At 43.0% G+C, this 25,089-nt stretch carries 15 protein-coding genes and 1 pseudogene; all 16 read right to left on the bottom strand.

Annotated features, from left to right (window positions below; translation table 11 throughout):
* Positions 1 to 127: 127 nt before the first annotated feature.
* The 16 genes and pseudogenes from V7L29_RS00565 to V7L29_RS00485 all read right to left on the bottom strand — a co-directional run bounded on the left by V7L29_RS00565 (position 128) and on the right by V7L29_RS00485 (position 24,399).
* On the bottom strand, positions 128 to 1,018 hold the full coding sequence (locus tag V7L29_RS00565; protein ID WP_334734183.1) for a calcium-binding protein: 891 nt from the start codon (positions 1,016 to 1,018) through the stop codon (positions 128 to 130).
* 76 nt (positions 1,019 to 1,094) lie between these two features.
* Positions 1,095 to 1,598 carry a hypothetical protein gene (locus V7L29_RS00560; RefSeq protein WP_334734182.1) on the bottom strand — a complete coding sequence of 168 codons (504 nt, stop codon included), beginning with the start codon at positions 1,596 to 1,598 and terminating at the stop codon, positions 1,095 to 1,097.
* Positions 1,599 to 2,257: 659 nt separating this feature from the next.
* Positions 2,258 to 2,551, bottom strand: coding sequence for a hypothetical protein (locus V7L29_RS00555; RefSeq protein WP_334734181.1), 294 nt, complete (start codon positions 2,549 to 2,551; stop codon positions 2,258 to 2,260).
* Between the two features lie 453 nt (positions 2,552 to 3,004).
* On the bottom strand, positions 3,005 to 3,781 hold the full coding sequence (locus V7L29_RS00550; protein ID WP_334734180.1) for a peptidylprolyl isomerase: 777 nt from the start codon (positions 3,779 to 3,781) through the stop codon (positions 3,005 to 3,007).
* A gap of 199 nt (positions 3,782 to 3,980) precedes the next feature.
* Positions 3,981 to 5,528 (bottom strand): HlyD family efflux transporter periplasmic adaptor subunit, encoded by a 1,548-nt coding sequence (locus V7L29_RS00545; RefSeq protein WP_334734179.1) that lies wholly within the window; start codon positions 5,526 to 5,528, stop codon positions 3,981 to 3,983.
* 87 nt (positions 5,529 to 5,615) lie between these two features.
* The gene (locus V7L29_RS00540) at positions 5,616 to 8,672 is read right to left on the bottom strand and encodes a peptidase domain-containing ABC transporter (RefSeq protein ID WP_334688706.1); all 3,057 of its coding nucleotides are present in this window, start codon (positions 8,670 to 8,672) and stop codon (positions 5,616 to 5,618) included.
* A gap of 1,240 nt (positions 8,673 to 9,912) precedes the next feature.
* The gene (locus V7L29_RS00535) at positions 9,913 to 10,041 is read right to left on the bottom strand and encodes a hypothetical protein (protein WP_334734178.1); all 129 of its coding nucleotides are present in this window, start codon (positions 10,039 to 10,041) and stop codon (positions 9,913 to 9,915) included.
* Positions 10,042 to 10,133: 92 nt separating this feature from the next.
* Positions 10,134 to 10,268, bottom strand: a complete 135-nt coding sequence (locus V7L29_RS00530) for a hypothetical protein (RefSeq protein ID WP_334734177.1) — start codon at positions 10,266 to 10,268, stop codon at positions 10,134 to 10,136.
* Entirely contained in the window at positions 10,265 to 11,566 is a 1,302-nt protein-coding gene (locus tag V7L29_RS00525; protein ID WP_334688704.1) for a hybrid sensor histidine kinase/response regulator, read from the bottom strand. The genes V7L29_RS00530 and V7L29_RS00525 overlap by 4 nt, the downstream gene beginning before the upstream one ends.
* On the bottom strand, positions 11,563 to 14,370 hold the full coding sequence (locus V7L29_RS00520) for a CHASE2 domain-containing protein (RefSeq protein WP_334734222.1): 2,808 nt from the start codon (positions 14,368 to 14,370) through the stop codon (positions 11,563 to 11,565). Before V7L29_RS00520 ends, V7L29_RS00525 begins: the two co-directional genes overlap by 4 nt.
* Positions 14,371 to 14,847: 477 nt before the next feature.
* Positions 14,848 to 15,702: a DUF928 domain-containing protein gene (locus V7L29_RS00510; RefSeq protein ID WP_334734176.1), complete on the bottom strand. Its 855-nt coding sequence runs from the start codon at positions 15,700 to 15,702 to the stop codon at positions 14,848 to 14,850.
* A gap of 190 nt (positions 15,703 to 15,892) precedes the next feature.
* Entirely contained in the window at positions 15,893 to 18,601 is a 2,709-nt protein-coding gene (locus V7L29_RS00505) for a CHAT domain-containing protein (RefSeq protein WP_334734175.1), read from the bottom strand.
* Between the two features lie 30 nt (positions 18,602 to 18,631).
* A complete protein-coding gene (locus V7L29_RS00500) occupies positions 18,632 to 21,076 on the bottom strand; it encodes an S-layer family protein (protein ID WP_334734174.1) in 2,445 nt (814 codons plus the stop codon).
* 77 nt (positions 21,077 to 21,153) lie between these two features.
* A complete protein-coding gene (locus V7L29_RS00495) occupies positions 21,154 to 23,742 on the bottom strand; it encodes an S-layer family protein (protein WP_334734173.1) in 2,589 nt (862 codons plus the stop codon).
* Positions 23,705 to 24,124, bottom strand: a pseudogene (locus V7L29_RS35335) (ShlB/FhaC/HecB family hemolysin secretion/activation protein); the annotation flags it as partial. The pseudogene V7L29_RS35335 and the gene V7L29_RS00495, both read right to left, overlap by 38 nt.
* Complete coding sequence (locus V7L29_RS00485) at positions 24,070 to 24,399, bottom strand: hypothetical protein (RefSeq protein ID WP_334734171.1); 330 nt, start codon at positions 24,397 to 24,399, stop codon at positions 24,070 to 24,072. The gene V7L29_RS00485 and the pseudogene V7L29_RS35335, both read right to left, overlap by 55 nt.
* Positions 24,400 to 25,089: the final 690 nt, after the last annotated feature.

The following is a 25,089-nucleotide window of genomic DNA, read 5'->3' as shown; positions in this document are numbered from 1 at the left end:
GGCGTTGTGATCGCATAATCTCATAATTTGAACACTAATATCGGTTGTCCAAGGCGATCGCATCTAAATTACTCTTACCACAATCAAGGTATTGTTAATTTCATTCTCTAGTTATAACGAAGTATACCTAGCGGACAAGGTTAACATTTGCCACAATCGCAATCAGGTCAGGACCGCCAGGAAGTTTGGCGAAAATCAACGTATCAAGCTTACTGAAAATAGATCCAGTTCCAAATGCATAAGTCACTGTTGGGCTAAGTTGCAACTGATCAACACCCTTCTCAAAGCCATAAATAATCGCATAGTCCTTTGAGCCAGCAGCTGTATAAAAAGGGCCATTTGCATCCCCAAGCACAAATACGTCTTTGGCACCATCGGGAGAAAAATTTGTGATAGTGCCGGTCTTGTCAACCGCACCGCCACCTACTAACACATCTCTCTCAAAGTTTCCTTTACCACCGCCAAATCCATTTAGAGTGTCACTACCAGCACCCCCAACCAGAAAGTCCTCAAAGAATCCTTGAGGAGCATTAGGAGATCCGTTAGTACCTCCACTCAGATTATCATTACCATCACCCCCAAATAGTACGTCACTACCATCACTTCCATTCAGGGTGTCATTGCCAGCCTGCCCAAAAAGCAAGTCATCTCCAAGACTTGCGAAGAGAGCATCATTGCCGAGGCCCCCATAAAGAGTGTCATTGCCAAGACCTCCATTGAGGGTGTCATCGCCACTACCCCCATCTAAGAAGTCATTACCAAGATTTCCATTAAGGTTATCATTACCACTACCCCCATTCAGGGTAACGTTATCGAGGTTGCCAAACAATTTGTCATTGCCAGCTCCCCCATTGAGTATGGAATTGCCACTGAAACCTGCAAAAATGTTGTCGTTACCGCCTCCCCCAGTCAAGGTATCACTACCACTAATACCAAAAATAGTGTAATCATTAGTATTAGTGTCTCCTCGTGGGACACTTAATACCTCGTTGCCGTTAGTTCCTCGTAAGATTGGCATATTTTTTATCTCTTAAAGTAAAGTTGTAAATTTGACTATCATCTACTTTTTTCCTAAATAATTCATAAAAACTGCCCTAAAAATAGAATGAATTAGCCCCGCTCAGGAAACTATTTTTCAATTGAACTAAGGTGTTGTTAATTTCTCCATCACCTAGTAAATCGAAGCCTGCAAATCCCAAGTCATTTGACAGGTTTTTATTTGCTCCGATGCTAATGCTATCACCTTCAGATAGATTGGAATTATTGGAATCACTGATTACATCAGAAAGCAAAGAATCAGAAGTTTCTGCGTTAAATTCAAATAAATTGTCATCAGCATCTCTGGTAAGTGTATCAGTGTTTAAGTCGCCGACGAGAGTATGGTTACCTTTACCTCCCAATAGCAAATCGTTCCCGTCAGCTTCAATGGAGGAATCCGTGACTGCCACAGTAGTTTTATTCGATCTTCCTCCAGCTAAAAAAACTTCTTGACTCTTGTTAATGGTCAAACCTGTAGAGGAATTAGCCCTTACATTCATCCTACCGCCAGCACCACTTTTGTTGACGTAGGACAAACTTGTGACATAAATACTGCTCATAACATTTCCTCCTTATCCTGCTAGATCGGCAATATTGACTTTACAGATCCTGTGATATTGAAGTTCAACTATGGCACTTGTGATGATAGCGCTTCTCGTTTAGATGCAATACAGTCTGACCTCACTTCCATTCCTCTCTCCTAAAAAAGAGAGGCTTTGAGGCCTACTCCCCAACACTGCAAGAGTTAGGTTTGTATTCCATGCAATTGAGAACCGTCATAGAGGCTGAACTTTGGAGGCGCTAGCATTACTCGACTTGGCATAAGCATTGAATGCTACCGCCCTAGTGCTACTCAATTTTTCCAAGGTTGAGAGGTGGCTATGGCAATATTAATGCCGCCGACATCTTTGCCATTTACAAAGGATTTGGCGGTGACAACAGGCTTGCTACATCAACGAAGAGATATCAGGCTGCCATAAAGAGGTAAGTCTTGCAACTGTCTGATTAACTGTGTTAACATTGACTGAAATTTAGGAAATTGCTGAAAACTATAACTCAAAATAGTTTCCAGCAATTTCTGAACATCCAACAGTAGGTTGAGTAGAGTACAAGATAACCCAACAAAACAATTGCTCTGGAATGTTGGTTTTCATACTCTCTCTAACCTGCTTTTGTTTTTAGGCTTAAGCTTAACTAATCCAGTTGGATCAAGTATTAGCTATTTGGTAGCAGAAATAGCGTTAACGAAAGTTTCAGAACGATCAGTTTCGGTTTGTGTACCACCAATGACGCTTGAGAAGGTATTTGGACCAGTAGCATCAGCGCTAAATACTGCTTCAGCAACGTTTCCGTTTAAAGCACCCAAGTAAGTGCTAACTGTCTTGGTATAGCTTTCTACAACATCAGATCTAACTCTCTTGTATGCACTGTAGGTGTTGGCGATGGCAGTACCACGACCACCGAAAATTTCTTCACAGGTATTTTCCAAGTAGTTCAGATCAGAAATAATCATTTGAGTTTCTCCTGAAAATTGTAAGTTTTCTTGGTAATTTTTGCTGTAGCCAATTTGTTTTTGTCTACATAACTACTATAGTTTATTCTTTAAAAAAGTCAATAGGTTTTTGAATAATTTTTTGATTAATAAAATTAATATATTTATACTTAAAAAGTATTTACACAATTAAATGAAATTAAAAAATTTAAATAGTAAATTTAGACAGTAACTGAAATTGTTTATGTCTAGCAAGGTTTGTAGCGATTTAACTTATTTTTTAATCGCGTTCAAACAGCACTTTGTGGACGTATTTACAAAATACTAAAAGCAGAAAAATATTAAATTTTTAAACAAACAATATCAACATTGATAGCATTTTTGAAATCTAGAGATATCCACCAAAAGTTAGGTGAGATAGTTAGCTACAAAAACATTTGGAATTTAATAACTTCTTTGGTCTTGGTAAATAAGTTATCTGGCAAATTTTTGCTGCGATCGCACATTTGCATCTGAGTCTATCTGAGTGACTATTTTCATAGCGTTGATTTGTTGCTTTAACCAATCAGAAAATAATTCTGTAATGATTTTTTGGCGCAACTGTTCATTTAATTGGGGTTGAATGACTTCTTCCACCCAAATTAAATGCACCCCCTTGGAAGTCGTAATCGGTTTGAGAGCTTCTGGTGGTGTAGCAGCAAATACAGCTGCTGCAAACTCTGGACGAAAATTTTTGCGGTATCGGAGTCCTTGATATCCATAAGCACGGCGAAGTTCTGGTTCTGCGATATATAAACGAGCAATTTCTGGAAAATTGATTTCGCCTTCTTCTAGGGCATAAAAAAGTTCTAAAGCCAAATCTCGATCCTCAAAGACGACTTCGTAGGTAACGGCGGCGACATAATCTGATTGGCGTTCATAAAAGTACTTTTCGAGTTGAGCAGAAAATAGATGATTCGCTAACTTCCACGAAAGGATGTTGTTGTAGGCTAATTCTTCAAACTCATTCACAGACAAGTGGTGTTTTTCTAGCCATGTCCAGGTGTCTTTAGCTTTGACAAGCTTCTTGGCGAACCGTAAGTCATCTCCTTGTTGCTGTAGTTCTTCTGGTGTGACTGTAATTCCTAGCTGTTGAGCTGCTTCGGCAATAATGCTTTGCGATGCTATTGCTTCAACTACCTCAGGTATTTGACAGGAGAGTTTGAGACTGTGAATAATATCTGAACTGGAAATGGTCAAATTGTGGGGCATAACATGATATCTTCAATAATTAAGGGTGTTGGGCATTGGGTATTGGGCATTGATTATTTCTCTTGTCTCCCTTATCTCCCTTGTCGTATTTCCTAATTCCAGTGTGTAGCTTGCTGTACTTCTCTACGAGACGCTGCGCGTAGCTTGCTTCCCCGTAGGGGTACGACAGGCTCAGTGACCACCGTAGGCATCGCTGTGACTAAATCTCTAAACCGCCTTTTTGCAGTTTCTTGAATGGATCTAAAACAAAATCAATCACCCGCCGTTGGCGAATGATGACTTCAGCATTTGCTGTCTGACCGGCACCTAATAGAATACGTTTGTTGCCATTTTGGACATACTGCTGTTTTAAGGTGATTTCTAGCTCATAGGTTTCGATGTTCCCTTGGGGTGTTTTGTTAACTTTCGAGTCAGGAGAGATCCAAGTAACTTTCCCTGGCACGATGCCATACTCTTGGAAGGGATAGGCATCAAACTTGACTTTCACTGGCATTCCTATCTTCAAGAAACCACTATCCTGATTAGGCATATTTGCTCTAAGTACGAAGTCTGCATTCTTAGGCGCGATTTGGGCAATCCTTTGACCAGCTTGTACTACCGCTCCTGGCTTAGTGGTGGGTAATTCAAAAATCACCCCATTAATCGGCGATCGCACCACTCGTTGCTGTATTTGAACTTTTATAGATGTAATCTGGCTTTTAGTCTGAGCCACTTCTGATTGCACTGCTGTTATTTGCGTCTGTAGGTCTTTTAGCTGTTCCTGATTTTTCATTACAGCCAGTTCTCCGGCTTGCATCACACTTTTAGAGCTACTTTGTTCTTCTTGCAGTCGCAGTTTTGCTTGTTTGATATCCGACTCCAACGTCTTGATAGTTACTTGATAACGATTTAGCTCTTCCGCTAAACGCAATTGTGCTTGTTTGATATCTGATACAGCCCTCTTGTAGAGTCGTTTGCTTTCTTGTTCTTCTTTTTTGAGTTGATCAATTTGGGTTGCAGAAACTGCACCATTGTTAACGAGTTTGTTAAAGCGGGCAATTTGTCTAGAATCTATACCCAGACGAGTTTTAGCCGATTGCTGATCATCGCGAGTAGTGTAAATCTGCTGCTCTGCTTGCTTAACTAATGCTTGTTTTTCTAACTTTTGCAGATTATAGCTACTGAGTTTGGCATCCAGGTTTTGCTGCGCCTGGTTAACTTGAGCCATTTTTTCTAATTCTTGGGATTTATTTTGTTGCTCTAAGAGGTTAGTTGACATTAAGAGTTGATTTTTGAGCAGTTCCAGTTGGGATTGCCGATTTTGTAACCCTTGCAATTTGCTCTGAACTTCTTGCAGTTCCGTTTGCAAAATATCAGACTCCAGTTCTAGTAGAACCTGCCCGGCTTTGACTGTATCTCCTTCTTTAACCGTAACTGCTTTGACACTCCCACCAACTTGAGCGTCTAATTTTTGAGTTGCGCCTTTAGGTTCTATACGCCCTCTGGCGCTGCCAGTCTCATCTATTTTCGAGAGAGTTGCCCAAGGTAAGAACAGACCCGCAAAGGCGATGAGTACATACAACAAACCACGAGTCCAAATTCGAGGTAAGGCATTGAGCAATTTTTCAGTACCATAGTACAAATCTTGACTATGATTTTCTGCCTCTGTCTGCTCGTTAAACTCTACAGATTCCTCTTGCTGTATATAACTTTGATGCTCATCTGGCTCATCTTTAGGAAGTGGAGATGATCTATTGGAATTTGGCATGGTTTTATTTCTGATAAAGGTACATATATATATGAGGGAGTAGGGTAGAAAAACTATTAATTATTGAGCAATGCTCCATACTCAATCTCAACTGACTTGAGCCAGTTGTTGTTGATTCAGGTAGTAATAATGACCCTTTTTCGCGATTAATTCGTCGTGAGTACCGTTTTCTACCAAAACACCTTGGTCTAAAACCAGGATCAAGTCAGCGTTGCGGACTGTAGAGAGGCGATGGGCAATGATTACACTTGTGCGTCCTTGAAGAATTGTTTTGAGGTTGTTTTGAATAATTCGTTCTGATTCCGAATCTAGGTGGCTGGTGGCTTCATCAAATAGTAATAACCGAGGATTTCCGAGCAAAGCACGAGCGATCGCTAGGCGTTGGCGCTGTCCACCAGAGAGCATACCGCCGCCTTCACCAATTTCGGATTCGTAACCCATCGGTAGTTTTTGAATAAAATCATTGGCTCCGGCATATTTTGCAGCTTGGATAATTTCTTCAAAAGAGGCATTTGGATGAGCGATCGCGATGTTTTCGCGAATAGTCCCACCAAACAGAAAAGTATCTTGGTCTACAACGCCGATTTGAGAACGGAGCGATCGCAAGGAAACACTAGTGATGTCGCGACCATCAATGAGTATTTTGCCATCTGTCGGTGGGTATAAACCTAAAATCAATTTACTAAGGGTTGTTTTTCCAGAACCGCTCCGCCCCACTACTGCTACCATCTGTTCCGGCTGGATTTCAAAGTTGAGATTTTCTAGTACGTTAGTCTCACTTTGCGAGTGATAGCGAAAGGTGACATTCTCAAAGCGAATATTACCGTGGAGTTTACCCAATGACTTCCGGGGTTTAGTTTCTAAGTCTTCTTCTGGTTCCGCTTCCAACACATCATTAATACGTTCGGTGGAAATCACGATTTCCTGCAATTGATTCCACAGCATAGACAGCCGCTGGAAAGGACTCAAGACGTTACCCACCAACATATTGAAAGCAACTAATTGTCCAATAGTGAGTTCGCCATTAATTACTTGGGTTGCTCCATACCACAACAATGCAGTATTCACAAAGGTTTGGATAACGCCACTGATAATTTGCAGGTGATTACCAATTATCTGGGCATTAAAAGCTTTTTTGATCAAATCATTCAGCAGTTCCTCCCAACGCCAGCGCACAGTCTGTTCAATTGCTAATGAGCGGACGGTACGAATTCCGCTTAAGGATTCTATGAGATAACTTTGTTCTTTGGCACCTGCATTAAAAATCTCTCTAGAGATGCGGCGCAAAATACTTGTGCTAGCCAACGCCAAGATAAAAAATGGCGGTACAGTAAACAGCACGAATAATGACATCCGCCAGCTATAGGAGAACATCAAGCCCAGATAAACTACTAATGTCAGCATATCCAGCAAGATGGAGAGTGTCTGACCAGTCAGGAATTGCTGAATTTTCTGGTTTTCTTGGATGCGTGAGACTATATCCCCAACGTAACGCGACTCGAAATAGGAAAGTGGTAAGCGGAAGGTATGTTTAATAAAACCTACAAGTAGGGAGATGCTAACGCGGTTAGCAGTATGAAATAGGAGATATTGCCGTAGAGCATTGACAGCGACACCAAACAACCCAAAAATAATCATCCCCAAACCAATGGCGTTTAAGGTTGTAACACTGCGTTGCACAAGTACTCTATCAAGCAACAACTGGGTGAATACTGGCGTTACCAGTCCAAATAATTGGATTAATACAGAAGCTATAAAGATTTCTAATAGTGTCCGATAGTGAGGTTTGATTAACTCAAAAAATTTCCAGAAGCTTGTACTTTCGTCTTTAGTATTTTTTAATCGGGCTGTAGGTTGCACTAACAATGCATAACCACTCCAACCTGCTTGAAATTCAGCTTTTGTCAGGCTGCGTTGACCAAGAGCAGGGTCACACACAATCACCCGCTTTTTCGTGATTTCATAGACAACAATGAAGTGATTGCCTTTCCAATGGAGAATTGCAGGTAAAGGTTGTTCTGCTAATTTATCAAAAGTGGCTTTCACCGGACGGGTGGCAAAACCCAGGTTTTCTGCTGTTGCTGCCATGGCCTTGAGAGATGCACCATTGCGGCTGACGTTGGTCATCTCTCGCAGACGATTGATACTAAAATGCTTGCCCCAATAGTTACCAATCATCACCAAGCAAGCAGAGCCACAATCGGCAGCGCTTTGTTGGGCATAGAAGGGATAGCTCTTGGTGAGGCGTTTCCACCAATGCCCCACTTGCACCTTTGGACTAGGAAAGTAAAAACGTGACTTTTTTGGCTGTTGTTGTGACTGCTTCTCTCGTTGGGGAAAAGGAATGATTTTAGATTTTGGAGATTGGGAAGATCTATTTTTAGTCTCCAGTCTCAAATCCTCAATCTCTAATCCCCAGTTCCCTAATTCCGGGAAGTATTCTAGTGCTATTTGCCTATGGTCGTTTTTCAGGATGTAAGCAATTGTCGATTGCGTTGCTTGCCAATCTCCTTGTTTTGGTTGGGCAAAGATTGTGCCTGGTGTCAAAGAATGGCCTTCAGAATGCCGCAGTTGACCTCTGTACAATAGCCACAACTGCGAATCTTGGGATATTTGTGGACTTATAGTGCCAGTTTCTAGCTGGTGTCGCTCAAACAGAGATAAAGCTCTGAGCATTCCTGAAACTTGTGATGTATGGCACGGAAGTTGTGAGATTTGGCGACATAACAACAGCAAATCCCAAAGTTCTGCACGGGCGCGTAGACGATCGCCTATGTTAGGATACTTCTCTATCAATATTTGCAATGCGTCTTGTCTGAAATAGCCAAGTTTTAAGCTTGTCGAAGCTCTGACTACATAAGGACTAAAGTTAGCTTCAGGAAACAGAGTCAATTCGCCGAAAACAGACCATGCACCAAAGCTAGTAATTAAATTCTCAGAGCTATCCAACAGTCGGACTTTACCTGTAAGGATAATGTAGATACCAGGATTCGTCTGTGCAGATTGCCAGAACTGCTTCGCCACTGGTGGCTCCACAATCTCCATTTCTGCCAATAAGTTTTGTAATTCTTTTTCTGAAAGCGTTGCACTCAAAATGTATAAGAGCCTTTCGCCTACATGTTGCCCAGAAAGCACTGGTGGCATTTTCTAACCTCCAACACAGAATTTAGTTATCGATCTAAATTAAAAAATACAAAAAGTATTATTTGATACTGTTATCTTCTGCTGTGAAACCTTAAGCTTTTTAGGTGAAAAGAACTTTTTCAAACGCATATTTGTTTATATAAACAGGTATTTTTATTTGGTAAGGAGCGTTTACGGCTTTTCCAAGGCATCAGAACACAATATTTCAGACATTTCTAGTTCCTAGTTTTTCAACAGCCTTGTCGTTTGTAAAATGGTGTGACATAATTGTATGTAGTTCCACTAAGTCGGAAATTATAGGCAAACTAATCCGTAACAGTTGTGTGATCAAAGCCTGAGAGCAAAAAGATTACAACTGCGATACTAGATTAACTCTATAAGGTTAATCAAAGGTTTACACAATGTGCATTTAGCGTCCAAACTTCAGTCTACAGTGCGTAACCTCCAGCATTAAAAAGCTGGCTTCGCCCAGAGTACAGTCAAGAGACAACAAAAAGTATAAAGCACATTAAAATTTTTTGAGATTTAACTAGTTAATGAAAATCTCACTTAAACAATACCTTGGCCAATTTACAACTATTGGCATATAGCAAATCTAGATAATACAGACTTGTTTTTACCATAAGGCAAAAAACTGAGCCAGTAAAATCCTGTATGTTTTTATGTCAGGACTTTATATTGTCCTATCTGTCTAGACTAGGATTTTACGTTTTGCCTAAAAGTATTGCACGCTTTTATATTGGGCTATTTCGGCAAAAGCTATACTAGCTCTATTTTTGACGAAGGTATTGTTAAAGAATATTGCTTGAGCTTGCTTGAAAAATACTAAAGTCAATCTTTTTCCAGGCGTGTTTAGTGTCTTTCAAGTAATACCAAAAAAATTTGTAATTTATGCTACACCTCCTCTAGCGTAATCAGTGCGAGTGGTTAAAAGACTTTTGTGAGAAACATGAGAAATATATTTACATAATTAGCTTACACTGAACAACTTAAAATTTGAAGAGTTTATTCCTTTTTTAGTGTAAAGTTTCTGAAATATTACAGAATAGATAATTCTTTGCAAAAAAAATACAGTTATAAACCGTTTATACATTAAATCTTTAAACAGATAGACCACACAGTATGATCCAAGTCATAACATCCTAGATGATCGCCTTACTCATTTCAGGAAGACACTGATAATTTTTGCTTAGACCACGATATTGGTTAATCCTCTTCTATTACTCTCATAAAATAAAAATCATAAACCTTGATTTTCATTGGCTTTATGAATTAAGGGAAGTTCGGGTTGAGGAACAAAACCTAAAACTAAGAATCGAATGGCACCAAGAAAAGCCCAAAGGCTTGTGTAGCCACGTTCCCAATCCATTAGAGTTAATTTGTACAATGCGTAAGTCCTATTTATCGCTCTTTTATCACTCTCCCCAGAGAAAAAACAATAATCCTCGCTACACAATACTTTCAGGCAAAATAGATGATTTTAGCCATGTAGAAGGAGCGATCGCTGTACTCTAAAGGAGAATTCAAAGGGTAAGTTTTGGCAAAGCCATTACTCACTATTCTGGGGTAATACAAATCAGTGTATGGAGATGTCATATGGGCAGAGTAATAATAAACTTTGTCCCCTCACCAGGCATTGATAAGCAGTTGATTTGTCCATTGTGTTTATCAACAATAATTTGGTAGCTAATCGCTAATCCCAGCCCGGTTCCCTTGCCCACGGGCTTGGTTGTGAAAGATTGCTCAAAAATTCGAGCTTGCACTTCAGCAAGCATACCGGGGCCATTATCTTGGATGCAAATTGTGACGGTTTGTTGCTGAGGTTCAACTGATGTAGTAATGGTGATGATGTTCGGGCAAGCAGCAATCTTTTGATCAGAATGGTTTTGATTGAGTTCATCAAATGCATCAATGGCATTGGCGATGATATTCATGAACACCTGGTTCAGTTGTCCGGGATAGCAGCTGATTGCAGGTAACTTACCATATTGTGTTACAACCTGGATTTGAGGGCGGTTTCCCTTGTCTTTGAGTCGATGTTTCAACAGCATTAAAGTGCTATCGATTCCTTCGTGAATCTGAAACTCCACCTGAGATGACATATCTGCGCGAGCAAAAGTTCTCAAAGAGAGGCTGATATCTTGAAGACGGGTAATTCCCTGGTGCATTGATGCCAGTAGTTTCGGTAGATCCTCTGCCAAATACTCCAAGTCGATTTCTTTAACAAGCTCTTGAATTTCCGGGTCTGGCTGCGGTAGCTTCTGCTGTTGGAGGTTGACCAGGCGAAGCAGATTATTTACATATTCTTCAATATAGGATAAATTTCCGCCAACAAAACCAACCGGATTATTAATCTCATGACCAATACCTGCAACCAACTGTCCGAGAGTGGACATTTTCTCACTCTGGATCAGTTGTAGTTGGGTTTGTTGTAACTGTTGTAAAGATTGAGTTAATTTTGCGGTGCGCTCTTGCACACGTTCTTCTAATGTGCGAGTGAGATGGGAAATTTTCAGGTGTAACTTTAAACGGGCAATGACTTCTTCCTGTTGGAAGGGTTTGGTAATGTAGTCAACTGCACCAATTTCCAGTCCTGCCACCTTGTCTGTAGAATCAGACAGGGCAGTCATGAAAATCACCGGAATATTCTGAGTGATGGGATTAGTTTTCAGCCTGCGACAAGTTTCAAATCCATCAATACCTGCCATCATCACATCCAAGAGAATGAGATCGGGATGAGCATATTCTGTTTGTTCGATCGCTGACTCTCCATCTGTTGCCATCAAGGCTTTCCAGCCACACCCCTGAATCGCTTCAGATAGCAGCTTGAGATTGTTTGGATTGTCATCCACGAATAGAATATGTATGGGTTTCGAGAGAGAATCGACGATCATGGATGTAACTCCGTTGCGACAAATGATTTGAGGAACTTACGGATTTTTCCGGTTTGGAAATTAGCAGTGAGTTTGCTTAACTCTGCCGCGAAGGGAGCTAGCTGACTGTTTTGCTCAATTAGCTCTCCTAACATTCCCTCGATCGCCGAAATATCCCCCATCATTGCCAGATGATAGAGTTGTTGCAAAACATCCTGAGATGGTAGAACCCATTCACTAGTAGTTACTTGCTCACCTTTGGGAGGCGAAGATTGGGCATACATCCACTCCACTCCCAACAGCGATCGCAGTTTATTGAGTAGTTCGTCGAGCTGGAGGGGTTTGGGCAAAAATGCTGTTGCCCCTGCCTCTAAACTCCGCTGGCGATTTGACTCGAAGACGCTGGCACTAGAGACGATAATCGGAATAGAACGGGTTTGCGGATTCGCTTGTAGGTGAACCATTAGCTCAAAACCATCCATATTGGGCATGGCTAAATCGAGCAGAATTACATCTGGATTGTGTTCACCTGCCACCTGTAACCCATGTTTGCCATCGGTCGCTTCTAGGGTTCGACAGCCAATTTCTTGCAGCAAACTGGTCAACATGGAACGGTGGTTGCGATCATCATCGACAATCAGAATCTGAGGCGCACTACCCCGAATCCCGGTAATTTTCTGGGGAGTTGGGGTTGCATCTACGTCCGTCGTAGACATCACTTTTCCATGCCAATCATGAGCAAGTGGTAGTGGTACTGTCAAATCCAGCCAAAATAGACTTCCTTCGCCCAGGTGACTCTGCACCTGAATTTGGCTCTCCATCAATGCCGCAATTCTTTGGCTAATCGCCAATCCCAAGCCAGTACCTTCAGATCGCTGCCCTGCTTCACCCACTTGCTCAAAGGGCAAAAAGATTTTCTTGAGTTGGTCTGGTGACATCCCAATACCCGTATCTTCAATCTGAAAACGAATCTTGGCGATTGGAGATTGGGAAGACTCTTGCCCAGTCTCTAATAACTCTACTTTTAACATGACGCCACCGCTGTCTGTAAATTTGATCGCGTTGCCCAGCAAGTTAATTAACACTTGCCGCAGCCGTTTTTCATCAACTTCAATGACAAGTGGTAGGCGATCGCTAATTAAGACATTAAATGCAATCCCTTTCTGTTCAGCCCGGATACCACAAACCTCTGTCACACCATGTAAGAAATTGGGCAGATGCACACTGGTGACAACTAATTCCAATTTCCTCGCTTCTATCTTCGAGAGATCGAGAATGTCATTGATCAGCATTAGGAGGTGTGATCCACATTGGGAGATAATGCTGACTCGTTCGAGGTTTTTAACTGTCATGTTTGGCGCTCCTTCTAATACCTGGGCAAAACCAAGGATGCCATTGAGAGGTGTGCGTAGTTCGTGGCTCATATTGGCGAGAAACTCACTCTTGGCCTGATTGGCAGCATCGGCAGTTTGCTTTGCCTCAACCAATTCATGAGTTCGTTCTTCAACTTTTGTCTCCAGGGTTTTGGAATAATCTAATAGTTGACTGTTGGCAATTTCTAGTTGGCGATTTGTTTCTTCTAATTTCTGCTGTTTATAGGCATTCGTTGTTGTAATCACACTACCGATAAACGCTGCTAAGGCAGGTGTTACCGGAATTAAAACACCATGCAAAAACATTCCATAGCCACCCCCGATGTAAGCTCCACTGATGGCTACAGTTGCCCAAAGAATTTTACCACCAGGAATCCGTCGCCCGGTACGCGCACTAGCTAACCACCAACTGCCCGTAGAACCGATGACAGACCAAAAAACAATCCAAAGTGATAGAGAAATGCCAGAAACGCCATGCAGGCTGGCTTTTCCTGTTTTTGCCCCTCGTACTAGTTGATGAGCAATATTGGCATGAACAACGACACCTGGAGTCGGTTTTTGAGCAGATACCCAGGAAGAGAAGGGTGTGCTGAAGAAATCATTGGTACTGGAGGCGATTGATCCAATAAATACGATGCGCTCGCGCATTAAATCTGCTGGAATTCGCCCTGCTAAGACATCGCGCATAGCAACTGTACGAAATGCTGTATCGGTTCCATACCAGTTGAGCAGAATTTGATAGCCTCCGAAGTCGGCATCGGTATAACCTGCTTGTTGATTTTGCAGTGGCAGGTAAATTTCCTTGCCCAACTGAAACTTTTGCTGCTTGGGGTCAATGCTTTCTAAGCTAATTCCTTCAACTTCGAGATATTTAAGGGCTACAAGGGTTGCTAGTCCGGGTTTAATGGTGTTTTTCTCTTTAGCATCTTCAGCTGTCAGGAGCGCACGACGCACGAATCGATCGCCATCCAACACCAAATCTGCTAATCCTACTTGATCCTTTTTTTTCAATTCCGGTGGGGGATTGACGCGTTCACCGGTAATTTTCTCAACTCCAATTAAATTGGGAGTGTTGCGAAAGACTTGAACAAGTTGCTCATGTCCGTTTCCTTCCGGTAAATCTCGATAGAGATCCAATCCAATGGCGCGGGGCTGCTGCGCCCGGATTTTTTCTAGTAATCGTGCCAGCGCCCAGTCTGGAACTGGCCATTTACGCACCGATTGGATATCGCGCTCATCGATTGTGACAATCACAATCTCATCAGCGATCGCCTGTGGCGTTGGCGTAGCCCGCCCTTGGCATCGCTGACGAACCCATTCGTCGCGAATTTTCCATTCCGGTAAATTGAAAAGTCCCAATGATTGCCCAACCATAATCGTCAAAGCAACACTGGGAGTAATAATCAAAACGCTGCGAGTGCGTTGGATAAAAGCCTGAAATCTGCGCCACATATTTGTGCCATACAGTTCATTGATCTTGGTCAACGTTGATAAAGGAACGCGAAAAAGTGGGAAGCAGGGGGAGATTAATGATTCATCAATCAAGGTGATGGATTATTAATCATACTTACTAGAACCTGATAAAACTTGGTTGTAATTACTGTAAAGTTCTCGTCTTGTTTCCAGATTCATGGCGTTTTCGCCAAGCTTCTGCCATGTTGGCACACACAAAACGTGTTAGGTAAGCGGTAGCGACCCCAGGAGCGTCTTAGCGCCGAATTTGGTCAGTTAACGAATATCTTTCTTCTACAGGAAACTTCTTTGATACCTGAAAAATTTTCATTGCTGCTTCAAAAACAATTTTGTAAATTCCTAAATTTTTATGGTCTTTAATTGCTTATTTAGTCATTATCTTGCCTCCCCTGCTTCCCCTGCTCTCTGATTATGATTCTATTTTTTTGCGTTGCACCTTCTAGGATTGACCTGGTATTAGTTAGTAGATGCTAATAAGTTCGCTGTTACAATCTCCTTCAAACTCACTGAGGACAGAAGTTCTTCCCATTGTTTGCGGAGGGTTGCATTGCTAGGTTGGGCGGTGTATACCGTTGCAAGTGTTGCCACACAGTCATACCAAACACCGTTTTTACCCAAAGTAGTGGCCCGCTTCAGAGCATCTTGCTCTTGCATTGCTGTTGCCAACTTAGCGCCAGGCTGGATACGCTGAACCCAACCATTGACGTAAGGCGTACTCGGACTGAGTTGTCCATCTACTTTGAGTGCTAGGAACCATTGATAGTTTTTGCCAACTGTTAAAGCGGGTGCATTGGCTGGTAATTTGATCGCGATTACCCCAGTTTTCCCCGCGACTGGAATGTTCATTTGATGTTGCATGTTGCCAGCTTCATCCTTGAGGCTGAACACGGCTTCTTGGGCATTGGAAGCCGGTAGATACACCAGAATTGTGGGACGTTCAGATACTGTTGTGCCATAGAAGCTTTGGGGCAAGAGGGCGATTAGCGCTGCTGGTTCTGTTGTACTTACAGTCGATGGATTCAAGTAGTAAGTACCAACGCGAGAAGCTCCTCCAGTTGCTTGTTGAGGCGTACCCTTACCGGGGGCAGGTGTAAAAAGGTTGCCACGAGAAGCTCCTCCAGTTGCTTGTCTGGGCGCACCTTTCCCGGCGGGAGGAGTAAACATATTACCCCGAGAAGCTCCTCCCGTTGCTTGACTAGGAGAGCCACTGTTGGTGGGCGGAGTAAATGTAACAGCATGGGCACTAGTCCAGGCACTGCTAGCGATCAGAGCGATGACACTCAATGTACTAGCTAAATACCGACGTTTCATAATGTTTTACCTTATGTAATTGAAATGTGATACAAAATACGTTTCCTTGGACTATGGACAGAAGCTCAGAGAATAAGTCCAACCAACAGTCAAATTCGGTAACTTCTACTTGCAGTATAGGCGAGATTTAGCGAAAAAACTGTAAAAAATAGCCTTATTATCTTTTAGCTAAATCAGTATTATTACTTAATTAAATCCAGTTGCCGATCAAAACAAAGCCAGACCAAAAGAACGGATCGTGGAAATCAGTTTGGCGAATTAGGCTAATTTGTGCTTGTCTTAGTGCTTCAGCTTTAGTGATTTTGGGTTGTCGCAGTTGGTCATAAAAGCGAGTCATGAGCATCGCAGCTGCCTGATCTTTGACGGGCCATAGGGTGGCGATAGTTGAGCGAGCGCCGGATTTGACAGCCAAGCCCGCCAGTCCCAGGACGGCGCGATCGTCTCCTGTTGCTGTATCACAGGCACTTAGTACCAGTAATTCAATGGCTTTCGATGGATCACTACCCCGATTTTTCAGAAGTTCAGATAACTCCTTAACGTTGACTTCTCCATCCCAAGTGAGCAAGAAGGTATCTTCGAGGCGGGAACTAAACTGTCCGTGGGTTGCTAGGTGGACAACACCTGCGCTACTGGATTTTACTCGTTTAGCAAGGGCTTGACTGGTGAATTCTTGGTTGAGCAACAGAGAAGACGATACCGCCTTAGAGATTTGTTTCACTTCTGATTCCACAGCGGGCAAAGCACTAAAGCCAGGGCGAGATTGGCTAATGCCACCCACGATCACAGTAATGTGGTTTTGATGACGCGATCGCATAGCCATCAGTTGCAATCCTGGTGAGAGCGCCACAGCATACTTGTCGATCAGATATTGCTTACCGTTAGAAAGAGCTGCTATGGGGATATTCCGCAACCGACCATCCAAAACAAACACCAATGTCTTGGTATCAATGAATGCTTGATCTACTTCTGCTGGACGAATCAACCAATCATAAATCTGTTGGGACACTCGATCCCGGTCTTTGGAATCCGAGACAGGGTTAAGAGCAACCAGAAAATTGTCTAGAGTCTGTTCAATTTCAGCTTGAGATTTGTGAGTAACATAGGAACGGAGTGGTTGCCCTGCTTTTGAGAGGATTACTGTTAAACGATCTGGCAGGATGATCGGATAAAGGACGGTTGCAGTGGGATCAACCTGATCAATCTGTTGAGTTCTATCTAAACAGGCTTCCCGAAAAAAGTTATCGAGTTCGGCAATTTGGAGTGCCTCAATCAATTCACGAGCTTGTATCAGTGCTGCTTGACTCGGTTGATTATCTAAAAGTAAATCAACCAGTTCCCGGTAGACAGGCTCTACACTGGTGCGAAAAGAGAACTGGACATCAGGGTTGATAGCCACCAAATCCCCCCGCAGTGCCTTTAAAGCATTGACCGCTTCTGTATAGGCAGTAATTGCTTTTGCGCGATCGCCTTGTTGCTTATACAACTGTCCCACCTGCCAGGCAGATTGAGCAATGATATCGTTAGCTTGGAGTTGACGGGCAATATCGAGAGATTTCTGAGCTAATTCCTGTGCTTGAGATATCTGCTGTCTACGACGATAGAGTTTTCCCCACTGATGCAGTGCATAAGCTTGGGCTGGTGCATCCTGGATTTGCTGTGCAGACTGGACTATGACTGCCATCAGTTGCGCCAAATCTTTGAGCGGTAGGATTTGGTCAGGATTTGACTGGCGATCCAAGGTGGCAACAAAATTGATCGCTGCGTAGAGGGAGGTGTGACTGGGGGGCAGTTCCCTAAGTTGTTGGAGTAGTTGAGGTGCGAGTGGGATAGCAAGCTCAGGTTTGTCGTAATCGAGGAAAAGTTTGAACTTAGCTAAACGCGCTTCTAACTGATCGCTTGGGTTGGTGGCTTCCTGTTGAGCCTGTTCAAAGTGATCCAATGCTGCTTCCGGATCTTGCAAGTCAACGGCAGTTTTGCCCAGACTTATAAGGATAGAACTTAATTGGGGTTTGGCTGCAATTTTGTCGGCGATCACTAAACTTTGCTCTAACACCTGTTGACTTTTGCCATCGCCAATTATTTGCAAAGCTGAACCAAGCGATCGCAATCCGATAACTTTGATTTCATTATCCGGCATTTCTTGGAGTTTTTGAGTCAGCACCTCTAACTGTTGTTTGGAGCGGCGGTAAAATCCCAAAGTTTGTAAAGCTTGTGCCTGGTTGATCTGACTACCCAGGCTGCCCATTTTATCGCCTGCTTGCTCATAAAACTTTTGCGCTTGTTGCCAACTTTCCAGGGCAGTTTCAGCTTTGCCAGTATGCAATTGCAAATTTGCCTGCGTATTAAGTGCTTGTGCCCAAAGAATTGCATCAGCAGAGGGTTTAGCTGTTTGCAATAGTTTCAGACTTTGCTCAATAGATTGTTGGGCTGCTTGCCATTGATTAAGTTCCTGTTGTGTTAGTGAGAGGTAACTTAAACTTAGAGCTTCGTTGAGGCGATCGCCTTGGGTATGGTACTGCTGGGTTGCCTTTTGCCAAATCGTCACTGCTTCGCTAAAGCGTCCTGAACGATAGAGGTTCCGTCCTTGTTCTAGCCAGTTGGTAGGTTGAGAAGATGAGACAGAAGTGGACGGTGGCAGATTTTGCACAGATGCTTTTGCCTGACTTTTCACGTCATGTGGAAAAGTTAACGCTAAACCTAATCCCCCAGCCCCCAACCCTTGTAGGGAAGGCGGAGAATTTAAAGCCTCTGTCTTTGCAAAAGAGAGGTTTGGAGAAAGGTTTTTCAGATCCCGTGAAAAGTCAGATGCTTTTGCAGGTGTCATACTAACTGCTAAACATAAGCTCAAGATAGTAAGACTGATATACAGCCAACGACGTTGCTTAATTAGGAAAATCATAAATAATTATTGATGATATTTAACGGACAATTAACTCCTGGGAACAGCAGCACAGGTTAATGGTTGCTGCACATAGTTAGGAGATTTATCTGCAACTAACTCGATTTTTCCTTGGGCATTACGTCGCCAAGAAGCAGCTTGGACAAAAACCTCTGGGGATGATGATATTTGTGCTTGTACCTTTTGGGTTTTGCGGTATGTAGAGATATCGCGTACATCGTTCCAAGTGCTATCGCTCGTTACTTGTTGATTGGGATTTTGCGGCACACCACCCCGTCCCGTTGCCACAAAGCTACTGCCTTCACTGTCCCCGCAGCCTGTGGCAATTTGCTGAGATGGATCAATTACATTTGCTGGCAGTTCGACTAAGCCAGAATTTGGATCAACGCCAATGGTATTGACTTGAACCGTGCCACTAACCCCAAATTGGGAACTAGCAGTGATGTCATTCTCTGGTGTCAGTTGGGGACGAAACTTCAGTCCGAAAAGCCCTTGTGTGCTGATTTGAATATTACCCCCCCGACCTTTCACCGCATTAGCGATAATGTCGCTGTTTTCTAATCCGGCGATGATCGGTGCATTGATATTGATATTACCTCCATTACCGTTGCCGCCTGCTGTAGCACTAATATTGCTGCGATCGCGCATCAGCAACAAATTTCCCACTTGTAAGCCGATGTTGCCACCATTACCAGATTCTGTCTGTGCTTGGATTGAGCCTTGATTTTTTAATTGGATGCGATCTGCGGTGATGTTGAGATTGCCAGCATTGCCACTGCCTTGACTAGTCACGCTCACACTACCGCCATCCTTCAGTATTAGGTTGGGTGTAGTAACACTAACACTACCTGCATTTCCCGTCAGTATATCCTGTAAGCCTAAGAATTGACGCAATTGTGGACTTAAACGGATGGCAGATGAGGCGAGGCTACTGTGGGTGTTGGAACTGCTACCACTAATTGCGATCGCTTCGGTAGCATTGATGCTGACATTTCCTCCATTCCCAGCATAAAATACCAATGAACCAACTGTTCCCCCATCTAAGATTTGTAACTTCCCAGTATCTAGTATTAAATCTTTGGTATTTCCGGTCGCGAAGCTAGTGATATTAATGTTACTAGGAATTTCAAAAGGGCTTTTCCCAGTGACTGTGGTATTTTGATTGCGAATTGCCACTTTACCACTAGAGCCACTGCTATACGTATATGAAGCCAATGTACCTCCACTAGATATTACTAATCTATCTCCATTAACGAAGATATTACCTGCTGACCCAGTACCGTATGTGCCAGTGACAATGCTTGTCACAATGGACTTCACGGGTGAAAAGCCGGATATCTCTATTGCTGCCGCTTCAATCTGAATGTTGCCACTGTCAGCTATTCCGTATGCAATGTTACCTATCGTCGAACCCTGTTGGAGTGTTAACCGGGGAGTAATGATACTTATATTTCCACCAGTTCCAGTACTGAAGGTGTCACTGCTAATCCCACCCGTAATTGTGGTAGCAGATGTTCCGCCAATGATATCAATGGCTTCTGATGCTTGAAAACGAATGTCTCCGCCAGGAAGACTTCCATAATTCTGCGCTAAAACTAACGAACCATCGCTCAAGCGAATATTTCGTCCCTGAAGCTGAACTGAACCCGCATTTACTCCACTGACATCTAATAGTGACTTTTGTGCTAGTTGAATGTTACCAAAGCTTTGCCCGTTGTCATACTCCAATTTATAGCCCTGAGTGGTTGGCACTAAACTAACTAATCCTGCATCTCCCAGGCTACCTAATTCTATATGCCCTGTTTCGGCAGTCAGGGTAGCGCCATTCAGATTCAGATTACCACCCACCAACGCCAAAGTTTTTCTTGCCTGTACTTGCAATCTTGTTGGGCTAGGATTGCGAATCACAGGAGGAAAATCTCTCTGGCTATCTAAGTGTCCTGTACCTTGGACTTGTATCGCTGAAGGATTATGACCTAGTTGCAGTCCAATGGGAACATTAATACTTAATAATGCGTTAGCTTGGGGATTAATGGCGCTAAATTCACTTCCATCAGCAAATTTGATGCTATTAGCTGTCGTGCTAATAAACGAACCGCCTATATTTAATTGGGCATTAGCACCAAAAATAATCCCATTCGGGTTGAGTAAAAAAAGATTGGCGCTACCGTTGGCTTTGATTAAACCATCAATGTGAGAAATACTGCCCCCAGTCACACGACTAAAAATATTTTGCACATCTGCGGCATTGTTGAAGAATGCAGAACCCTTGCTAGGAATAGAGAATTGGCTGAAGCTGTGAAACAGGTTGTTGCCGACACGATTGCCGTTGGTAATGGTGAAGTTATTGCCGCTTTGGGATACTGTGGTGTTGAGAGTTCCATCGGTAACTATTTGAGCATTTGCAGAACTACTCCAAATCGCCCATATTAAAATTCCACTGATGAAACCAAACCTAGCAGAAATTACTTTCACTACCCCATCTCCATTTTGACCTGTGTGCTTAGGTTTCCCAAAATGGAACTGTTGCTAACTTTATTTGTGGTTAACTCTTAGTTGAAGCAGCACAGGTTAATGGTTGCTGCACATGGGTAGGAAATGGAGCCGCTATTAATATCAACTTTGCCATCAGCGTTACGGTACCAAGAAGTGGCTTCAACGAGAACCTTTGGTGATACATGCGTTTGGGGAGTGACATTGCCAGTTTTTCGGTAAGCAGATAAATCTCGCACATCGTCCCAGGTGCGATCGCTGATCACTTGTTGATTGGGATTTTGCGGCACACCACCCCGTCCCGTTGCCACAAAGCGACTACCTTCACTGCCCGCGCAGCCTGTAGCGATTTGCTGCGATGGGTCGGTGACATTTGCTGGTAGTTCTACTAAACCGGAATTTGGATCGACACCGATAGTATTAACTTGAACTGTGCCACTCAACCCAAATTGGGAACTGGCAGTGATGTCATTCTCAGGTGTCAATTGGGGACGAAACTGCAATCCAAAAATTCCTTGGGTGCTAATTTGGATATTGCCCCCCCGACCTTTGATGGCATTAGCGATAATGTCACTGTTTTCTAATCCGGCGATGACGGGTGCATTGATTGAGATGTTACCACCGTTACCTATGCTCTTGGCTTCAGCAGAAATTTTGCTGTTACCGCGCATGAGCAACAATTCTTTAACATTGAGAACTAGGTTTCCTCCGTTTCCAGATTGCGTCGCGGCAGTAATTGCTCCCTGATTCTTCAAAGTAACTGAATCAGCATAGACCTCAAAATTGCCTGCATTGCCTGTGCCATCATTTTTTACCCCCACTTGTGCCCGATCCGAAATGCGTAATTGCGGCGTTATCAAAATTACCCCACCCGCATTACCGCTGGGAATGTCAGGTAGTCCATAAGCGGCGCGGGAGACTGGATCAAGGCGGAGCGCATAAGCCCCAATTCCACTAGTCAACGTACTACTTGATGCCGCGCCGCTCACCTCGATAAAGTCTGAAGCCTTGATTTTTAGGTTTCCAGCATTCCCGATTCCGGCAGTTGAAGAGGTAACATTAGCTCCATCACGTACGGTTAATCGTGAAGTTTTAATAGTCACATTACCTGCATTGCCAGTACCAATCGTTGATGAACTCACATTGCTCGGCAAAAGGTTGACATTATTGATCCCAGCAACATCAATGGAATCGGAGGCATTAATCTGAACATTGCCACTGTTGCCTTTTTGGAAGCTGGATGACGCAATGCCAGCACCATTAGTAACACTTAGTTTTTGGGTGGATAGCGTGATATTACCTGTATTTCCCGAACCATAAGAGAGCGTTAAAATCGCTGTATTTCCCCCCGGACTGGCAGGGTTAAACCCACTCATTTGAATGGACTCTAACGCATTCACTGTAATGTTACCACTTGCTGCTGGGCCTAAGGTTTGAGTCAGAATATCTCCCCCATCCTGAAACAAAAGTTGTCTTGCTGATATGACAATATCTCCACCCTTACCCAGATTGCTCGCGTTGCTGATCAATAGGCTGCTTGTGGTTCCATCCTGAGTTGTTCCGATAAGTTGGAATGTTTCAGTGGCATTGACTGTAATTCGATCCGATGACATGGCACCTAAATTATTAGTCGAAACAGTGGAACCATTTAAAAGACGAATATTTTTACCTTGTAGTTGAATCGCACTGTTGCCAAACCCAGTTGCATTTATCAGTGCTTGTTGACTTAACTGAATATCGCTCAGTCTCTGAACATTGAAATAATCAAACGCCCAACCCTGACCTGTTGGACTGAGGCTAACTTGTCCTGACTGGACACTACCGAGTTCGATGGAGCCATTCACACTTTTGAGAACGCCCCCTGCTATGTCAATCCCATTTCCCAACAAGGCAAGGGTCTTTCCGGAACTCACCTGTAAGCCTAATGGAGTTTGGGAGATATCATTAATTGAGTTCTGTACTGCGATGCCTACGGCGGGCTGCGCCAACGCGCCTGAGTTGTACCCAAACTGCAAGCCAACTGGCACACTGATTGTCAACAGGGGTGCTGCTGTTGCGTTGGTAGCACTAAACTTTACTCCATCAGCAAACTTAATGCTATTTGCAGTTGTACCAATAAACGATCCACCAATATTCAGTTGGGCATTGGGTCCAAAGACAATGCCACTAGGATTGAGCAAAAATAGGCTAACGGGGTTGTTGCTGTTGATGGTTTGAATCACGCCATCAATATGAGAAATACTACCTCCTGTAACCCGACTGAATATGGTGGATATATTAGGTGTGTTGACTAAATCAAAGATGGCTGAAGTGCCTGTGGGAACAGTAAACTGCTGGAAACTGTGAAAAAGGTTACTATTTGCAGCACTACCGTTAGTAATGGTGAAGTTATTACCACTTTGGGAGACAGTGGTATTGACAGTGCCATCTGCGGTGACTTGGGCGTTGGCAAAGCCACACCAGAGGCACATCCCGCCTGTCAGCATTACATTGATCAAACCCCAGTAAACAGAGGGTGCTTTCATCGCTAAGTTTCCTTCAATACTTATATAAATAGGGTTCCCTAAATGGCGTTTCACTTGAACACCACCAACTGAGCAATCGCCTCCCTCAAAACGGTGAATACCGCACCGAGAAGTACAGTCCATTTTCCTGAAGCGATCGCCTTTCACCGTCCATCGAGATCAGGGGAATGCCCCAATCTAGGCGGGCGAAGAAGTGATCACCCTGTTTGCACAACAGCCCCAACCCAGTACTAACAAGCGTACTCGGTGATGGATTTTCGCCCTTGATATTTCAGCCTTTGCCAAGATCAATGAAGGATGTCAGTTGCAGGGTATACTCCTGAAAAAAACGTAAAGCAGAAATTTTAGTTCTTCCCTGTGCATCTGCACCAGGTGACAGTTGAAATGGGCCAATATTATCAATACCCAACGCTGTTTGACTTGACTGGCGTGAGAACGATAGTCCTACCGCTAACTCTTGGTTTGGTTTTTGTACCAGAGGTTGTCGATAGCCCAATTCATAAGACTGGCGGCAAACTGTTCTGCTTTGAAAACTGTACTGCCAACAACGTCAATGCGATCAACCCGAAATCTGGCATTAAGGTCATTTTGCTGTAGAATCGGCTGATTTGGTAGTTTTGAGGATGGAAGCAATTGATTCTTGTCTGGTGGCTTGGGCAGCACATCCAACAGTAACGGAGTTTCAGGAATACCTCTAACCGACCTGGGGGTAATGTTTGAGGATTGGGAGTCTGGGCGTAGGCATAGCCCGTCGTAGACATCGCATCCTGATAGTTGCATAATACTGCTGCTATTACAAAGCTGAGTGTTATAAATTCAGCAAAAATCCTCAGTTTGCCTACGAAGTTGCCGACCTCTGGCTGATTTCTAACCAAGGTTTTTCTAATCATTATTTGTAATGAAAGAAATTACAGATTGAATTTTTAATACTTAAAAACTATAAATAAATACGTAACAGGTACTATATCTAACTTAAATTTTTCTTGAAAAAAACAGTAATATTACTAGACTTATCGCTAAATAAGACCAAAAAAACCATGAAATGGAATTCTGAACTTTACTCATTAACTTATGGAGCCATGTAAGAATTCAGGTATTTCAAACCTAGTCAGAGAGTGGCTTTCAAAATTGGCTTTGTCGTTTAGTCTAAATTTTATTTGCAATAAGCTGGGAAGTTCAGGTATTTTCCCAAAGTTTATTGAGAATCCGAATTTACGACTTTTTTTGCAGATTGTTATATGACAATAGCTTCAGTGATTTTTGCATGACTTGAATCCTTAGGGAGCCATCAAGTAGAAATTTCAGAGTCCGGTAGCAGTCAGCATGAAGCGATCGTCCAAATTATCAATGACCATAATAATTGGAGTTGTATTAATAAACCTCATCCATCTTGAAAACTGGAGTTTTTCTAGAAAACATATTACTGTGAATAAGTGGGTGTAGAGAATGAAACAGGAATGCTCAAAGTAG

This window comes from Nostoc sp., from assembly GCF_036916575.1.
Taxonomy (GTDB): domain Bacteria; phylum Cyanobacteriota; class Cyanobacteriia; order Cyanobacteriales; family Nostocaceae; genus Nostoc.
Note: the sequence above shows the minus strand (reverse complement) of the source record. Positions and strands in the feature narration are given on the sequence as shown.

Bases quoted from the DNA above. Each gene is read 5' to 3' on its own strand.
- V7L29_RS00565 (WP_334734183.1), bottom strand. From the start codon at position 1,018: ATGCCAATCTTACGAGGAACTAACGGCAACGAGGTATTAAGTGTCCCA.
- V7L29_RS00560 (WP_334734182.1), bottom strand. From the start codon at position 1,598: ATGAGCAGTATTTATGTCACAAGTTTGTCCTACGTCAACAAAAGTGGT.
- V7L29_RS00555 (WP_334734181.1), bottom strand. From the start codon at position 2,551: ATGATTATTTCTGATCTGAACTACTTGGAAAATACCTGTGAAGAAATT.
- V7L29_RS00550 (WP_334734180.1), bottom strand. From the start codon at position 3,781: ATGCCCCACAATTTGACCATTTCCAGTTCAGATATTATTCACAGTCTC.
- V7L29_RS00545 (WP_334734179.1), bottom strand. From the start codon at position 5,528: ATGCCAAATTCCAATAGATCATCTCCACTTCCTAAAGATGAGCCAGAT.
- V7L29_RS00540 (WP_334688706.1), bottom strand. From the start codon at position 8,672: ATGCCACCAGTGCTTTCTGGGCAACATGTAGGCGAAAGGCTCTTATAC.
- V7L29_RS00535 (WP_334734178.1), bottom strand. From the start codon at position 10,041: ATGGATTGGGAACGTGGCTACACAAGCCTTTGGGCTTTTCTTGGTGCC.
- V7L29_RS00530 (WP_334734177.1), bottom strand. From the start codon at position 10,268: ATGACATCTCCATACACTGATTTGTATTACCCCAGAATAGTGAGTAAT.
- V7L29_RS00525 (WP_334688704.1), bottom strand. From the start codon at position 11,566: ATGATCGTCGATTCTCTCTCGAAACCCATACATATTCTATTCGTGGAT.
- V7L29_RS00520 (WP_334734222.1), bottom strand. From the start codon at position 14,370: ATGTGGCGCAGATTTCAGGCTTTTATCCAACGCACTCGCAGCGTTTTG.
- V7L29_RS00510 (WP_334734176.1), bottom strand. From the start codon at position 15,702: ATGAAACGTCGGTATTTAGCTAGTACATTGAGTGTCATCGCTCTGATC.
- V7L29_RS00505 (WP_334734175.1), bottom strand. From the start codon at position 18,601: ATGATTTTCCTAATTAAGCAACGTCGTTGGCTGTATATCAGTCTTACT.
- V7L29_RS00495 (WP_334734173.1), bottom strand. From the start codon at position 23,742: ATGGACTGTACTTCTCGGTGCGGTATTCACCGTTTTGAGGGAGGCGAT.
- V7L29_RS00485 (WP_334734171.1), bottom strand. From the start codon at position 24,399: ATGCAACTATCAGGATGCGATGTCTACGACGGGCTATGCCTACGCCCA.